Source organism: Pedobacter chinensis (genome assembly GCF_003339865.1).
GTDB lineage: Bacteria > Bacteroidota > Bacteroidia > Sphingobacteriales > Sphingobacteriaceae > Pedobacter > Pedobacter chinensis.
Window position 1 is genome coordinate 281,170 of the sequence record NZ_QPKV01000003.1, and the last position, 17,297, is coordinate 298,466.

11 protein-coding genes are annotated in these 17,297 nt (G+C 39.5%); all 11 read left to right on the forward strand.

Annotated features, from left to right (window positions below; genetic code table 11):
• Positions 1 to 59: 59 nt before the first annotated feature.
• The 11 genes from DU508_RS06565 to DU508_RS06615 all read left to right on the forward strand — a co-directional run bounded on the left by DU508_RS06565 (position 60) and on the right by DU508_RS06615 (position 17,058).
• A complete protein-coding gene (locus DU508_RS06565; protein ID WP_199562662.1) occupies positions 60 to 476 on the forward strand; it encodes an Hsp20/alpha crystallin family protein in 417 nt (138 codons plus the stop codon).
• Positions 477 to 660: 184 nt separating this feature from the next.
• Positions 661 to 1,419: a DUF4197 domain-containing protein gene (locus tag DU508_RS06570; RefSeq protein WP_115402046.1), complete on the forward strand. Its 759-nt coding sequence runs from the start codon at positions 661 to 663 to the stop codon at positions 1,417 to 1,419.
• A gap of 81 nt (positions 1,420 to 1,500) precedes the next feature.
• Positions 1,501 to 2,436, forward strand: coding sequence for a TolB family protein (locus tag DU508_RS06575; RefSeq protein WP_115402047.1), 936 nt, complete (start codon positions 1,501 to 1,503; stop codon positions 2,434 to 2,436).
• A 57-nt stretch (positions 2,437 to 2,493) separates the two neighbouring features.
• Positions 2,494 to 3,420, forward strand: a complete 927-nt coding sequence (locus DU508_RS06580) for a ketopantoate reductase family protein (protein WP_115402048.1) — start codon at positions 2,494 to 2,496, stop codon at positions 3,418 to 3,420.
• A gap of 242 nt (positions 3,421 to 3,662) precedes the next feature.
• Positions 3,663 to 5,039: a phosphatase PAP2 family protein gene (locus DU508_RS06585; RefSeq protein WP_115402049.1), complete on the forward strand. Its 1,377-nt coding sequence runs from the start codon at positions 3,663 to 3,665 to the stop codon at positions 5,037 to 5,039.
• A gap of 562 nt (positions 5,040 to 5,601) precedes the next feature.
• Positions 5,602 to 5,892 carry a co-chaperone GroES gene (locus tag DU508_RS06590; RefSeq protein WP_025141798.1) on the forward strand — a complete coding sequence of 97 codons (291 nt, stop codon included), beginning with the start codon at positions 5,602 to 5,604 and terminating at the stop codon, positions 5,890 to 5,892.
• Positions 5,893 to 5,992: 100 nt separating this feature from the next.
• Entirely contained in the window at positions 5,993 to 7,630 is a 1,638-nt protein-coding gene (gene groL / locus DU508_RS06595; RefSeq protein ID WP_115402050.1) for a chaperonin GroEL, read from the forward strand.
• 322 nt (positions 7,631 to 7,952) lie between these two features.
• A complete protein-coding gene (locus DU508_RS06600; protein WP_233509405.1) occupies positions 7,953 to 13,868 on the forward strand; it encodes a PKD domain-containing protein in 5,916 nt (1,971 codons plus the stop codon).
• On the forward strand, positions 13,865 to 14,887 hold the full coding sequence (locus DU508_RS06605) for a PorP/SprF family type IX secretion system membrane protein (RefSeq protein ID WP_115402052.1): 1,023 nt from the start codon (positions 13,865 to 13,867) through the stop codon (positions 14,885 to 14,887). Before DU508_RS06600 ends, DU508_RS06605 begins: the two co-directional genes overlap by 4 nt.
• A 23-nt stretch (positions 14,888 to 14,910) precedes the next feature.
• Positions 14,911 to 15,570 (forward strand): MgtC/SapB family protein, encoded by a 660-nt coding sequence (locus tag DU508_RS06610; protein WP_115402053.1) that lies wholly within the window; start codon positions 14,911 to 14,913, stop codon positions 15,568 to 15,570.
• Between the two features lie 60 nt (positions 15,571 to 15,630).
• On the forward strand, positions 15,631 to 17,058 hold the full coding sequence (locus DU508_RS06615; RefSeq protein ID WP_115402054.1) for an L-serine ammonia-lyase: 1,428 nt from the start codon (positions 15,631 to 15,633) through the stop codon (positions 17,056 to 17,058).
• Positions 17,059 to 17,297: the final 239 nt, after the last annotated feature.

A 17,297-nucleotide genomic window follows, 5' to 3' on the forward strand; every position in this document is an offset into this window, starting at 1 on the left:
ATTAATAACAATTAGAAATTAACACCATGTATAACGAAAATAGATGCCGTACAGACAAAATGAACAGTTTTTTCGAGGCTAAAGGTAGAAGATTCGGTGCGCATCATAGAAGATTTGCAAGACATGCACACGAAATGTTCGGACACGGTTTTAGGCGTGTTCCGGTAAACATCGAAGAAACAGAAGAAAGTTTTATCATTTACCTTTACGCACCAGCCTTAAGCAAAGAACACTTAAAAGTGGTCACAAAAGATGATGTTTTAACCATTTCTTACACGCCACAGGAAGATTCAGAATCCACAGAAAAGTTTAACAGAAGAGAATATAGCAACGGGGCTTTCGAGCGAGCTTTTGCTTTAAATGGAAAGGTACTTCATGAAAATATATCGGCTGGTTATGCCGATGGAATTTTGAAAGTAACACTACCAAAAAATCCCGAAACGAATATACCGGCGAAAGATATCGCCGTAAACTAAGTTTCGTCTATTATAATTTCTGAAGCCTCAATTCTTATACGATTGAGGCTTTTTTGTCTATTTTAATCATCATCATATCCGAAAATTTAATTTGCATTTTTATCAAAACGTTATCTTTGTTTAAATAATTAAGCTGCATAAATTTTGTGGCAGTTATTTTGCTTAATACAGCTAAATACAAATAATGAAAAGAATTAATATTTTAACCACCTCATTCCTGGCATTGATATTACTTGCAAATCTGCAAGGTTGTGCCGAGATTAAGCCCAGTGATATCTTTAACAAGGTTAACGAAAAACAAGGCACAGGAGCTGCCGGCACCCCAACAAGCCTGGAAATTAGCCAGGGTATAAAAGAAGCTTTGCAAATAGGTGTTTCTGCGGGAGCAGATAGATTATCTGTAAAAGATGGGTTTTTCGGTAATTTGGCTGTTAAGATCCTGATGCCGCCAGAAGCTCAAAAAGTTGAAAAAACCTTACGTGGCATTGGCTTAAATACACTTTGCGACAATGTAATTGTAAGTTTAAATCGTGCGGCAGAAGATGCCGCTACAGAAGCGAAACCAATATTTATTGCTGCAATTAAACAAATGACATTGGCAGATGCCACAAATATCTTACTAGGAAATAATGATGCCGCAACAACTTACTTCAAACGGGTTACAACCACACAATTAATGCAAAAATTTAGTCCGATTGTTACCAATAGCTTAAACAAAGTTAATGCGACAAAGTATTATTCAGATTTGACCACACAATATAATCGTTTACCACTTGTTAAACCCATAAACACCAATTTAACCGAGTACGTTACGCAGAAAGCAATTGATGGTTTATTTATCGAAGTGGCTAAAGAAGAGCTAAAAATAAGAGGAAACTTAAATGCCCGCAGCACAACCTTATTACAAAAAGTATTTGGTTATGCAGATAAGAAAAAAGGTTAGGCCTCATTAAAAATAAACAAAGAAGATCTGGGTTTAAATAAACCGGGTCTTCTTTGTTTAAAACAATTCGTAAAATTGTACATGACTACATTCAAATCACATTTAACGTTGGCCATTATTCCATGCCTGGTCATTTTTGCTTCCTGTAATCCGAACAATAACGATCAAACAAAATCTACTGCGATTTTGGATACGGTTTCCTTGAGCAGTAAAAATTTTGCGTTGGCCTATCAGGATGGGCAAAAAATTGTGGCCACCAGCATAGATACCATGAAACAGATTTCGTTTGGCGGAGCCACCAATCCTTCAATTTCACCAGATGGAAATAAATTGGCTTATACCGTAACTGATTCTGCGGGTTCCAGAACCATTTGGGTGGCCGATCTGGAGAATAAAAGCCAGTCGCAATTGCAGGTAAACAGCAATAATTATTACCAGGCAATGTGGTCTCCTGATGGCAACTCCATTGCTTTTAACATTTTCAACAGCAAAAATTTGTGGAAAGTTGGGGTGATTAAATCGGATAATACAGGTTATATAATGCTCGATAATGCTTCAACACTAAACGTTTATTCGCCCACCTGGAAAAATGAAAATGAGTTGGTTGCACACGATTTGACAAATCTTTATACTTTCAATACTTCAGGAAAATTAATTGATACGAAAGCCATTGCCGATTTGATTGGAGGGGATTTTGCCCTTGCAAGCAGTAATCATTTCTTCTATACAAAAGATGGCAGGAAAATCATTTTCAACGCAGGAAATGCTGACTCTTTGGAAGGCTTAACCGGGCCATCTGAAGCCGTATATATTTTAGATTTGGCGAGTAAAAAAGTCGACCGTATTTCGCCAAAAGGCATAAATGTCCCATATGTATTTTTAACTGCTGATGATCGTATTTTTTACAGCGGGTATGAAAAACCTTTTATCCAAAGTAAAATTTATGTTTCTGATTTAAGTGGAACCATTAAAACCGTAGTTGATAAGGGAACAAATCCAACGGGAGCACTGAAATAAATCGCGTTGCTCCACCAATAAATTCCTCTTGGTACAACTTAGAAAGGTGTTGATATTATGGCAACTAAAATAAAACTTGTAATTGTAGGAATTGGTGGCGTTGGAGGATATTTCGGTGGCTTATTGTCTAAAAAATATTCCGGAAGCACAGATGTGGAAATTATTTTTGTTGCCCGGGGCGCGCACCTGAAGCACATCAAAGAAAATGGCTTAAAGGTTATAACAGGCAAACATGAATTTATAACCCGACCAGATCTGGCAACAGCTAATTTTAATGAGATTGGCATTGCCGATTATATCATTATTTGTACAAAGAGTTATGATTTAGCGGAAACCATTCAGCAATTAAAACCTTGTGTCGATAAAAACACCATCCTCTTGCCGCTATTGAATGGTGTTGATGCAACGGATAGGATTAAAGAAATTTTGCCGGAAGCAACTGTTTTAAAGGGTTGTGCATTTATTGTTTCGCGTTTAAAAGCCGCAGGTGTTATCGAAAATTCGGGTAGCATTCAAAAGCTATCATTTGGCTTGGATACCCCGCTCACTGAAAAAATTATTCTACTTGAGCATTTGTGCTTGAATGCTGGCATTGCAGCCAATTGTACAGATAAAATTGCCAAAGCGATTTGGGAAAAATTCATCTTCATTTCAGCGACAGCAACTGCGACCTCTTATTTCAATAGCCCGATAGGTAAAGTTCTTGAAGAAAATAATGAAACGATCATCAAACTTATTGATGAAGTTAAAAACCTTGCCCTTGCTAAGGAAATTTCGATAAGCAGTGATATTTCAGAAAAAACCCTTCACACCATGAAATCGATGAAATATGAGGTGACCTCATCTATGCACAGCGATTACCTCAATAGAAAGCCCGAAACGGAAGTGGAGTCTTTAACTGGTTATGTTGTTCATGAAGGAATAAAAATGGGTATTGAAATCCCAACTTTCGCTTTGCTTTATAAAGGATTGATTAAAGCTTAAGTCAGCTAAGCGAGCGATCGGTAATACATTCTTTCGTGCTTTTCCTAACCTCTGTTATTTGAAAATAAACAGGCTGCTAATAAATTTTTACGACGGATAGCAGAAGCTTTGTTATGATTAGGGGATATAGTGCATACAGTAAAAAAACAACTATTAAGCAATTCCTGAGCCTGATATTTCATCAAGTTTTAAAAATTAGTATCTTTAAAACAGATAAGGCCGTTTAATTAAACTTCTTTGGGATGAAAAAATGCTCCTCAAATTTTCTAATCGCTATTATCATTATTGTTTTCTCCCAAAGCACACGAGCTCAACGAATCGAGGTTTTAGATAGCAGCATTGTAGAAAACAACTTCTTTAAATCAAAAGCGGTCCGCATTTCTGCGGTTCCGGTAATTTTATTAGCAGGAAGTGCTGCAACCTGGGGAATTAGAAAAGATGTTCGTGAATTTCGAAATCGTTATCTCCCAACCTTTCGTTATCACTACGATGATTATTTACAATATGCTCCTGTAGCCACTGTTTTTGCACTGAATGCGGCTGGTGTGAAAGGAAAGCATAAAATGGGGAGAACGCTGGCATCATATGCTTTTTCTGCCGTAATTATGGCTTCGGTGGTAAATACCGTAAAATATAGTGCCAAAGTAGAGCGACCAGATGGAAGTACGCGTAACTCCTTTCCTTCAGGGCATACTGCTAACTCATTTATGAATGCAACCCTCTTGCATAAAGAATATGGCCAATACCGATCTCCTTTGTATAGCATTGGCGCTTATACGGCTGCAACCGCAACGGCCGTTGGTAGAGAACTAAACAACAGACATTGGATTTCTGATGTTTTGGCTGGTGCAGGAATTGGAATTTTATCTACTGAAGTAGGATATGTTATTGCCGATAAAATTTTCAAGGAACGCGGAGAACATATTAAGCTCAACAATAATCCTGTTCCTGTAAGTTTAAAACCCAGTTTTATAGAGCTTCGATTGGGTTACGCAGAAGCCCTGAGTAAAGATTTAACCAATAAAAACAGTGGCTTATTTGCCAAAAGAGGATTCAATTTTGGTTTAGAGAGCGCCTGGTTTTTCTCTAAAAACATTGGCATTGGCGGGGAGTTTGCATTCTCTAGTTTCCCGATGAATGATGATGAGCTTGATTTTGATGATCCGGATATTGCTACCGTTAGTAATAGCCATTACACCCAGCCAATGGGAATAAGATATATTCAAGCCGGGCCATACTTTAGTGTGCCGTTGCCAAGAAACTGGTTTATTACCGGAAAACTTACAGCAGGAAGATCTGCTGGTGCACAAGGCGAGGTGATTTTAAAGATCAGGGATGAGTACCAGGATATTTTTCAAGGACAAGAGCTGCCTTATTTCCGTTATAAACCAGAATCAGCTTTTGGCTGGTCTGTAGGTTTAGGCATTCAAAAACAGGTTAAAAGAAACATCGGTGTGAAAGCTTATGTAAGTTATTTCGATTCAGACAATGATTTTTCAGTTGATATAATCGATCAAATAAATGCCGCTGGAAGTTATACATTCAAAAACCTGGGAATGGAAAAAGTGAGGTTTAACCACATTACTTTCGGCTTAGGATTAACAGCGTTTTTGTGGTAGGCCTGAAAATAGCAGTTTTCTTAGCAAACTTACCCAATCTCCACAATCTGGCTTGATCGGATTTGAATTATCAATTTAGTCGTTGCAAAGTACGAAGCCATCCCAAAATAATGCTGGGCTAAAACCATCGCTTTAAGATTTATCGCCTTGCTCCTTTGATCAGGAAGATATACGAAAACTTATTTTTTTCTGTGTAATCAGTGGCATCTGCGGGAAATACCTGAAAAATCTCAACGCCATTTACATTGATTCTCATGACAACGAAGTAGCTGCGAAGCAAAATAAATTATCCCTTAGAATTAACAGATATTTAAAAACGCGCAACCAAAATTCTAAAGTTGCTTCGACCAAGCGCAACACAAAAACTCCTTAAGCACCTTTCAAAACCCCAATTATTGGCAATTACTAAATCCTCACTGCCAAGCTGACATTCACATTCCTGATTAGCGTGAAAAAATTGACAGTTTGGTGCAAATTTGTCCCTGAAAACCTATTGGCATAAAAAGTGTTAATTGAATGCTTAGTTAAAAAACTTAAATCAAAATAAAAAATAATAAAAGTTATGGCGTTAAACCTAAAACCAATTGCTGGCAGTTCGAACAGAGTTATTGTTGAACCAGCTGCGGCAGAAGAAAAAACTGCATCGGGTTTGTATATCCCTGATACTGCTAAAGAAAAACCATCTAAAGGAACTGTAGTTTCGGTTTCTGAAGAAGATTCTGAAGGTAAAAAAGCGAGTGTAAAAGTTGGCGATGTTGTAATCTATGGTAAATACGGTGGTACCGAGTTCCCTTATGAAGGTAAAGACTACTTAATCATGCGTGAAACCGATATTTACGCTGTTGTTGGGTAAAAATTAAAATGTTGCAACGTTAAATGTTGTAATGTTGTATAGAGCGGATGGTTGAAATGTTTCAACTTTCCAACATTAAAACTTTAAAACAATCTTTAAAATGTCAAAACAAGTAAAATATAACGTAGAAGCACGCGACGCCCTGAAAAGAGGAGTTGATATTCTTGCAAATGCAGTAAAAGTAACTTTAGGTCCGAAAGGCCGTAATGTAATCATCGATAAAAAATTCGGTTCTCCGGCTATTACCAAAGATGGTGTTACCGTTGCTAAAGAAATCGAATTGAAAGATGCGGTTGAAAACATGGGTGCTCAAATGGTTAAAGAAGTAGCATCAAAAACAGCTGATATTGCTGGTGATGGAACAACTACTGCTACTGTTTTAGCTCAGGCTATTATCACTACTGGGATTAAAAATGTTGCTGCCGGTGCAAATCCAATGGATTTAAAACGCGGTATCGATAAAGCAGTTGCTGCTGTTGTAGAAAACTTAAGAGCTCAATCGCAAACTGTTGGTGAAGACAACAATAAAATCAAACAAGTTGCATCGATCTCAGCGAACAACGATGAGGTTATCGGCGCCTTAATTGCTGAGGCAATGGGTAAAGTTGGTAAAGATGGTGTAATTACTGTTGAAGAAGCAAAAGGTACTGAAACTGAAGTGAAAACAGTTGAAGGTATGCAATTTGACAGAGGTTACTTATCTCCATATTTCGTGACCAATGCAGATAAAATGGAAGCTGAATTAGATAATCCTTACATTTTAATCTACGATAAAAAAATCAGCAACATGAAAGAATTGTTGCCGGTTTTAGAAAAAACTGTTCAAACTGGTAAACCATTGGTTATCATTTCTGAAGATTTAGACGGTGAAGCTTTAGCTACCCTGGTAGTTAACAAAATCCGTGGTTCTTTAAAAGTTGTTGCTGTTAAAGCTCCGGGTTTTGGTGATAGAAGAAAAGCAATGTTGGAAGATATCGCGATCTTAACTGGCGGTATCGTTGTATCAGAGGAAAGAGGTTATAAATTAGAAAATGCTGATTTAACTTATTTAGGTTCTGCTGAGAAGGTTGTTGTTGATAAAGACAATACAACCGTGATTAATGGCGCTGGAAACACTGATGACATTAAATCTCGTGTTAGCCAAATCAAAGCTCAGATTGAAACAACCACTTCAGATTACGATAAAGAAAAATTACAAGAACGCCTGGCTAAATTAGCTGGTGGTGTGGCAGTTCTTTACGTTGGAGCGGCTAGTGAGGTTGAAATGAAAGAGAAAAAAGATCGTGTTGATGATGCTTTACATGCTACACGCGCTGCTGTAGAAGAAGGTATTGTTGCTGGTGGTGGTGTTGCTTTCATCCGTGCTGTGGCTTCTATTGCTGATTTAAAAGGGTCTAACGAAGATGAGAATACCGGTATTCAAATCATTCGCCGTGCAATTGAAGAGCCATTACGCCAAATCTGCGAAAACGCTGGTATTGAAGGCTCTATTGTTGTTCAAAAAGTTAAAGAAGGAACAGCTGATTACGGTTACAATGCCCGTACAGATGTTTATGAAAACTTAATTGGTGCAGGTGTTATCGATCCTACTAAAGTAAGTCGTGTGGCATTAGAAAATGCAGCATCTATCGCAGCCATGTTATTAACTACTGAAGTTGTTCTGGCAGACGAACCTGAAGAAGGTGGCGCTCCGGCAATGCCTCCAATGGGCGGCGGTGGCATGGGTGGCATGATGTAATTATCCATTCAAATAACATAAAATTAAATTTCGTGTAAAATTATTCCCTCAAGGCTTAAAGGCTTTGGGGGTTTTTTGTGCCCTGATGACATCAAAACTGAGGTTTTTTCCGTTTTGCAACTTGTTCATTTTGTTCGAGTTGGTGTAAAGTTTTGCAGCTGTAACCTAAAAATTACGTATTTTGTACTTGAATGTTTATGAAAGCGTAGCTTTAATTAATACACATATTTAAGTAGGTTAATCAGAAGATCAAGCTAAATACTTTGATTTAACACATAAACTAAATCGTTCCGAGCGCTAGAGAGATTTAATGAAGACCTGTTTGAAAAGGAAATGGCTTTTTTATGCCCTGATTTTGGGGCTTTTACTTATTACTACAACAGGTTTCGCCCAAATTAATATTGGAACCGTCGATCCGGGCCCTTTTACGCCTGGGAGTACTATTGCTGTACCATTTAACATCATCTCAGACTGTACATCTCAGGGAAATACTTTTCAATTATACTTATCAGATGAAAATGGAAATTTTGGCGCTGAAAAACTAATAGGAACATACAACGGCTTTTATAGTACTTATGTAAACGGCTTAATCCCAGCTACCGGAATTATTCCGGGAACAGGGTATAAGTTGAGGATAAAAACGACCATCCCCGTCTCAATAAGTACAGAATCTGGTCCGTTTGAAATCATAGCCGGTGCACCCACAGAAGCAAAGTTAACATCAAGTTACCTGGATCCAACCAATACAGAAACTTTTGGAACATGTACCAGCAGGGCAGATAACTCATTCTTTATCACGAATGAATCAACTCCAGCAAGCACAGTTACCGCAACCATTACAGATGAATTGAATGGTGGAATTACCACCTTAAGTTTTCCAACCCCAATACAAACTTTTATCGCTCAACAAGCACATTATACCATTTTAACAAAGGCGGTTACGCCGAGCGGAACAGTCGCTACAAAAGCGTATTTGCTAATCAATAATAAAACGATAACTGCTTTCGGAACATCTGGAAATAATGTTGTTTGCCTGCCAATGGGTGCACTTGAGTTTAATGTTGACATTACTTCATCCGCAGGGATTCAGAATAACTTCCCGGGTGATAGTTACACCATTACCTGGGGAGATAATACTAGTTCTGTTTATACTCTTTGCGATATTAAAGCGATGGGAGGTAAGGTAACACATACCTATTTGAAATCATCTTGTGGGAGCACCTATACCTCAAGTGCCGGAACCATATACAACGCCTTTGACGTAACCATCAACGTATCTAATGCCTTTTGCGGAAATGTTGGAACCCCGGTTTCATCATCAGCAAGGGTTGTAGAAAAGCCTGTAAACTCCTTTACTTTTAATGATCTGGGGTGTACCAATACCGATATTACCTTTACTAACACTTCGGTTTTAGGTGAAAATCCAAATACCAACACACCCGGCTGTACATCAAATGTGGTTACTTATAACTGGTTTGTAGATGGTGTTCCTGTTGAAGTTAATAAACCAAGATCTTACAATTTGGTAACGAAATTTTTGACTCACGGAGAACATATTATCCGCCTGGAATCCAATACCTCTGGTGCTTGTGGTGCCGATCCCGTGGAGATGAAAATTTGTATTCAAGATCCTCCAAAACCCGCCTTTACACTGCCAGGCACAATATTGTGTTCGGGCGGATCATTAAAAGCAAATGATAATTCAATTTTGGATAATATCTGTAATGCTGCAAATACGTATTCGTGGAGCGTATCTCCTGCGGTCAGCTATGCTAATGGCACAGATGCCTCAAGCAAAGAGCCGGAATTTGTATTTAACAGCGCCGGGGTTTATACAATTATTTTAACCATCTCTACACCATCATGCGGATTGGTTTCTACAGCACCACAAACGGTTGTTGTAAATTCCTCCCCAACAGCAACGCTCTCACCTGATGTTACTCTTTGTAATTTAGCTACTTATGATTTTAACAACACCACATCAGGCCCTACCAGAACCATATTAGAAGGAACCTCAAAAGATGTTGCCGACACTTACACCTGGGTAGTTACCGCTGCTGGAACCGGAACTTATAATTTTACCGGCGGAACAACTGCAAATTCAAAATATCCATCAATTAAATTCAACGATTATGATGAATATACAGTTACCGTTACACATCAGAACAATTGTGGAACCGTAACCACAACACAAAAACTAACCTTCTCCACGGCACCTGTTGTAAACGCCGGGCCAGATCAAAGCATTTGCTTTGATGAGTCTGGTTTTACCTTATCGGGAACAGTAACGGGGACAACAACAACTCACACCTGGGTGGGTGGCTCAGGAACCTTTTCGACAAACAGAAACGATTTAAATGCGGTTTACACCCCTAGTTTAGCTGAAAGAAATGCCGGAACTGTTACTTTAATATTAAGAGCCACCACTGCGTTGACCGCTCCCTGTGATCAAATCGATGATGATGTTATCCTGACGATAAAACCTGATATCAGCTTAACAAGTGCAGCCAATGAAACGATTTGTACGGGAAAAAGCGTCGCGTATATTCCTACATCAGCCGCCGCGGGAACAACTTTTACCTGGACCGCTACCGGAACTTCAAACGCTGCCGGATTTACGCCAAGCGGTAGCGGAACTATTAATGATGTGCTAACCAATTCAGATTTAACAAACGCTGCGACTGTAACTTATGTGATCACACCTGCCAGAGATGGCTGTGTGGGAACACCGTTTAATTTTGTCGTAACCGTTAACCCAAATCCATCAGTTACTGCCACAGCTCCAAATCTTACCATCTGCAATAATACTTCTACAGCTATCACATTATCATCGGCAATGCCAAATGTGAGCTACATCTATTCAAGCGTTGTTTCCGGTGACATCACAGGTAACAGCAATAGAGCAGCCGCAGCACCAGGTACGGCAATTAATGATGTTTTAACTAATTCTGGCACAACACCAGGAACTGTAACTTATACCATCACACCAGTTTCTGAGGGGAGCTGCACTGGAACACCAACTTCAATAATCATTACGGTATTACCGGGAGCCACTTTGGCTAATGCGGGAATGGATGAATCTATTTGTAATGTAACATCGCATACCCTGAATGGCAATTTACCCGAAGTAGGTTCTGGAAAGTGGTCGATTGTTTCTGCGCCAACAGCCATTACTTTCGCTGATGATACTAAAAATAACACTACAATTTCCGGCTTACAGGCAGGCAACAGTTATGTGTTTAGGTGGACCATAAGCGATGCCGGGTGTTCAACATCTGGTGATGACGTTCAAATAACCGTTAATCCTGAAAGTGTTGGTGGAACAACTACTGGAAGCGAGACTGTATGCGCTGGTTCAAATAGCGGGAACATCACTTTGTCCGGGCAAGTTGGAAACATTATAAGATGGGAACGTTCTATCGATAATGGTCAAACCTGGTCAGTCATTACCTCAACTACAAATCCATTTGTTTTCACAGGATTAACCATTACCACTCAATACAGGGCAATTGTGCAAAGTGGAAGTTGTGCGGAAGCAATCTCATCGGTTTCGATCATTACCGTTAGTCCTGGTACAGTTACAGCCAATGCAGGTACTGATCAAAATTTATGCAGTGGTACTGGTGTTACATTAAATGGAAATAACCCCGCTCCAAATAACGGGTTATGGACATTAATTTCGGGGCAAACAGGCATCACTATTACTGATCCGACACTTTATAACACTAGCGTAACAGGTTTAACCCCTGGTGAAATCTATAAATTCAGATGGACTATTTCAGGCTTTACCGGCTGTCCTTCATCATCATCAGAAGTAACGATAACGTACTATTCGCCAATAACCAATAATATTACGGCTCCTGCAGCACCAATTTGTGCCGGTCAAAGCGTTACCATAACCGGCGACGTACCAACTGGTGGATCGGGAAGTTTCAGTTATCAATGGCAAAGCAGTACTGACGGAAGTACCTGGGTAAATGTTCCTTCGGCTGTTGGTAAAGATTTAACATTCAGCGCAACGGCATCATTATCTTACAGAAGATTGGTTAACAGTACCATCTGCACCTCAATAAGCAATACTATTCAGGTAAATGTTTTACCGGAATTAACGAATAACCTGATTTCTGCAGATCAGCAAATTTGCGTTGGCTCAGCGGCAGCAATGTTAACAGGTTCTACTCCATCAGGGGGAGATGGTAATTTTATGTACCAATGGCAATCGAGCTTGAATGGAACTGCCTGGAGCGATGTCCTTGGTGCAAATGGCTTAAACTTTACTCCGCCAATTCCAACTACCACTATCTATTACAGGCGATTGGTAAGCAGTAGTTCATGTGCCGGCAGTGTGAGTAATCAGATCAAGCTAACCGTGAATCCTCCGGCGAAAGCAGAGATTACCTTTACTCAGGATAAAGGTTGTGCACCATTCCAAATAACCTCTACAAACGTCGCGGCAACATTATATCCCGATCGTAACGCAACATACTCCTGGTTTGCCAATGGCGTGCAAATAGGTACGGGCGCAAATTTTCCTGGCTATACCTTAGCAACAGAGAACCAGAGTGTGATAATTAAACTGGTAGTAACAAGTAGCTTAGGTTGCGAAAGTGCTGAGACAAGCCATACTTTTACTACACAACAAGATGTAACGGCGGCTTATACGCAAAACATAACGAATGGCTGCGGACCATTAAATGTAACCTTCACAAACACTTCAAATTCATTAACGGCTGCTACTTTTAAATGGGATTTTGGCAATGGTGTCACTTCTAATCTGGCTCAGCCTTCAGCAGTGACTTATCAGGCCGATCCAGCGGGAAAAGACGTGATTTATACCGTTACCCTCGAGGCAATAACCCCTTGTGGAACTACAACTCAAACATCAGAAGTTTTGGTTAAAGCAAAGCCAGTATCTATATTTTCTCCTGATAAAACGGCTGGTTGTTCTCCATTCACAGTAACCTTCAGCAATACATCTCCAGGAAGTTCAGGCAGCTACACTTACGATTTTGGAGATGGAACAATACTTACTGTTACCGATAAAAACAGTGTTACACACACTTACAACACTATTATCGTTAACGATTATATTGTTAAAATGACTGCCACGAATGAGTGCGGAACGAATGAATCCCAATATTCTATCCACGTTTCTCCAAATACAATTGTTCCCGAATTGGTGGTAAACAGCAATCAGCTTAAAGGTTGTGCGCCACTTAAAGTCGATTTTTATAACAATACAAAAGGCGCAAGCAGTTTTGTTTATGATTTTGGAGATGGCAGTACAGCTTTAACCAATTCAGCACCAGAAGTGGTTACACACACTTTTACCAGAGCTGGTAAATACACAATTACTTTATACGCATCAAATGGTTGTTCAAATGCATCCACAACCGAGGTTGTAGAAGTGTTGGAACAACCTACAGTTAGCTTTACGGCAGACAAAACCAGTGGCTGTGATGGTGTGGTTGTGAAGTTTAAAAATAACAGTCAAAATGCCATTGCCTATATCTGGGATTTTGGAGATGGAACTACTTCCAACAGTTTTGAACCAACCCACACATTTACCGGGTCTGATAAAAATTTTACTGTAAGTTTAACCGCAACCAACATTTTAGGATGTACAAGTACAGTTACACTACCTGGCTACATTAACATTGTAAATCTACCGGTTGCCACTTTCACGGTTAGTCCCGGCAATGAGCTATCCATTCCTAATTATACATTTGGGTTTAAAGACGCCAGTGTTGGTGCGGTAAGCTGGGAATGGACTTTCGGAGATGGGGCAAGATCTACCCTTCAAAACCCGAATCATACCTACGCAGAAGACGGGGTTTACACAGTAACCTTAAAAATTTTAAATAAAGAAGGCTGTGAGGCCATAAGTACTCAATCCGTTAGAATTATTGGTGTGCCAGGAAACTTAAACCTACCCAATTCATTTATGCCTGCAAGCTCAAAGAACGAACTTCGAACTTTTAAAGCTAAGGGCAGGGGGATTAAAGAATGGCGCATGAGTATTTTTAACAAATGGGGGCAATTGCTTTGGGAAACCACTAAACTGGATGACGGCGCCCCGCTTGAGGGATGGGATGGAACATTTAACGGACAAGAACAGCCGCAAGGCATTTACTACTGGAAAGTAGACATCAAATTTATAAATGGCAGTGATTGGAAAGGGATGACTTACGATTCATCTCCACCCAGGAAAACAGGCGTAATATATTTAATAAGATGACGGGAAGAAAGATGATATTATTTATGCTTGTAATGGCATTGCCACTAATCTCACTAGGGCAAGACCACATTTACTCGCAGTTTTACAACGCACCAATTTACCTTAACCCAGCGCTTACAGGACAGTTTGAAGGTGACATTAGATTTAATGCTCTATACAGAAATCAGTGGACAGGCTTAGCCGGTGATTTTTCTTATATGAGTGCTTCCGGAGATTTAAATCTCGACAAAATAAACAGTGGTGTGGGATTAATATTTAACCGAAGTACTGAAGGAACAGCGTATCTGGTAAAAAACAATATCGCAGCAAGTTATTCTTATATTATCGGTGGAGATGATTTTACTCTATCCTTTGGGTTACAGGCCGGAATTACCAATCAAAAATTAAACTGGGATAAACTGGTGTTTGGTGATCAGATTGACATTGGCACGGGTTATATACCTGGCAGTGTTTCGGGTGCAGAAAGACCAACGATAGACAGCCGTTTTTATTTTGATGCAAATGCCGGAACGAACTTTGTTTATGGCAAATTTATGTTGGGTGTTGCCGCCCATCATCTTAACCGGCCTGATGAGTCTTTATCTGGGTTTCAGACAAAATTACCCATGCGTATTTCTGCCAACGTGAGTTACAAACTAACTTTAATCCCAGATCAATATGACCGCGATGGGAGTTACCTCATTCCATCAATTGTGGCTTACAAACAGCAAAATGTATCTTCATATAGTGTAGGCATGCAATACAAATATGCAGGAATTAACGCAGGCATTTGGTATCGTGGAGGTGGAAACTCAAACGGGAATGATGCCATCGTATTTTCTGTAATCTTTGATATTTTCAATAGAAGAACGAACGGCGAAAAATTCAGGTTAGGCATCAGTCATGACGCTACCACATCAAAAATAAACTACACCAATACAAACGGAACCTCAGAGATTGGCATTGGTTATGAAAAATATTTTCAGAATAGTTCAAAAGGTGGTCGTGCAAATGGCCTGAGATGTTATGATTTTTATTAATTTGCCTTTGTTAACTCAAGGCAATGAACAATATCCTGGAAAATAGTTATTTCATCACACAAAGTGAAGTCAATAAGTTTTTATTAGCCACACTGCTATGCGGTTTAATCGGTGCTGAACGAGAGTACCGAAGCAAATCTGCAGGGTTAAAAACAATGATGATGATTGGCTTAGGCGCAACCTTGTTTACAATACTTTCCATAAAGATAGGGCAGGCCAGTCAGGATAGAATTGCATCAAACATTGTTACAGGAATTGGTTTTCTGGGTGCAGGGGTAATCTTTAAGGAAGAGAACCGGGTTAAAGGCTTAACAACAGCTTGCATTATCTGGATTGTTGCAGCTATCGGAATGGCAGTAGGTGGTGGTTATTATGAGCAGGCTATCGGTGTTACAGGTGTTGTGCTCCTTGCGCTTATCGTTTTTCCTTTTTTAGAGGAGGTTGGTGATCGTCGTTTTACCAAAAGAGTTTACCGGATTGTAAAGAAGCAACATGCTCATGGTAATTTAGAAAGCTATGAAGAGGCTTTTAAAGAAAATAAACTTAAACCGCAGCGTGGAAAACACCAATTAGTAGATAATATTATTACAGGAAACTGGACCGCGACCGGAACCCCAAAAAACCATCAAAAGTTTGTGGAGCAAATGTTAAAGGATGATGACATTTTAGAGTTTGATTTTTAAAACTTTCAACTACAGAATATCTGTAAAACAAATCATAGATTTGCATAACTAACTTGCTTCATGATTAAGGAACAAATTTCAGTTTTCGATATTTTTAAAATAGGCATTGGTCCATCAAGCTCACACACGCTTGGCCCGTGGCGGGCTGCCCAACAATTTACCGCATCTCTATCTCGGCAAGGGCTGATTGCCGATGTGGAAATGATAAAAATATTGCTTTATGGTTCACTTGCCAAAACGGGTAAAGGCCATGGAACTGATGTGGCTATTTTACTTGGTTTAACAGGGGCCGATCCTGTAACTTTCGATGTTGAGGCAGTTACGCCAACATTTGAGAATATTCAAATCCAAAAGAAGCTTAATCTTGCCGAAAACCGGGTAATAGACTTTGATTATGACAATGATTTATTATTTCTTTTTGCAGAAAGCCTTCCTTTTCACCCAAATGCAGTTACGTTTCAGGCTTTTCTAAAAAATGGAAAAGCTTTCTCTGAAACTTATTATTCGATTGGAGGCGGTTTTGTGGTAAAAGAAGGAGAAGATAACAGCCAAAAAGCTCAGGTAGATTTACCTTTTCCCATAGAGAAGGCAAAAGAGCTTTTACATTGGTGTTTATCTACCGGATTAAAAGTGAGCGAAATTGTACTGGAAAACGAACTCGCCTGGCGACCGGAATCTGTTACAAAGGCCGGAATTTTGCAACACTTTTTTGTAATGCGGGATTGCATTTATCGTGGCTGTCATACCACTGGTTTTTTGCCGGGCGGTTTAGATGTTGCAAGAAGGGCATTCCCATTGAATAAGCGATTGATTGGCCAGGCTGAATATAATGATTACAATTCATGGGTTGAAGCGATCAGAAAAGGTGGAAACGGCTTCAACTACATTTTAGATTGGGTAAGTTGTTTTGCTTTGGCGGTTAATGAAGAAAATGCATCTTTTGGTCGCGTGGTTACTGCGCCAACAAATGGTGCCGCTGGTGTAATTCCTGCTGTATTGCAGTATTTTATTACTTTTTGCGATGGTTATTCAGAGGATAAAATCATTCAGTTTATTGCCTGCGCATCAGAAATAGGAAGTATTTTTAAAAAAGGCGCCACAATTTCGGCTGCAATGGGTGGCTGTCAGGCAGAAATAGGTGTTTCTTCAGCAATGGCTGCAGCGGCTTTAACCGAATGTTTAGGCGGTTCTCAAAGACAAGTTTTAATGGCCGCAGAAATTGCAATGGAGCATCATTTGGGTTTAACCTGCGATCCAATTGGAGGACTGGTGCAAATTCCTTGCATTGAGCGGAACACAATGGGTGCAATAAAAGCGATTACAGCAAGTCAATTGGCTTTACAAAGTAATCCTGACAAGGCAAAGGTAAGTTTAGATGCCGTGGTAAATACCATGTGGGAGACCGCATTGGATATGAATGCTAAGTACAAAGAAACATCAGACGGAGGCCTTGCAACAAATATTCCGATTAGCTTGCCGGAGTGTTAGTTTGTTTTACCACCTGAGACATCCAAGTTCAGCTAAGGCATGGCTTAAATTATAGTTAAAACGCGTCTAATAGTTTTAGAACATTAAACTTATATTTCTTTAAACGCTGCAAATGGTAAAGACTTTTGCGGGCTTTGCGGAAAACTTTGCATTCTTTGCGGTTAAATTAAACCTTCACACCAAAAAAAATAAAAAAGGGAGATTGCCACAAATATTCCAATTAGCTTGCCGGAGTGTTA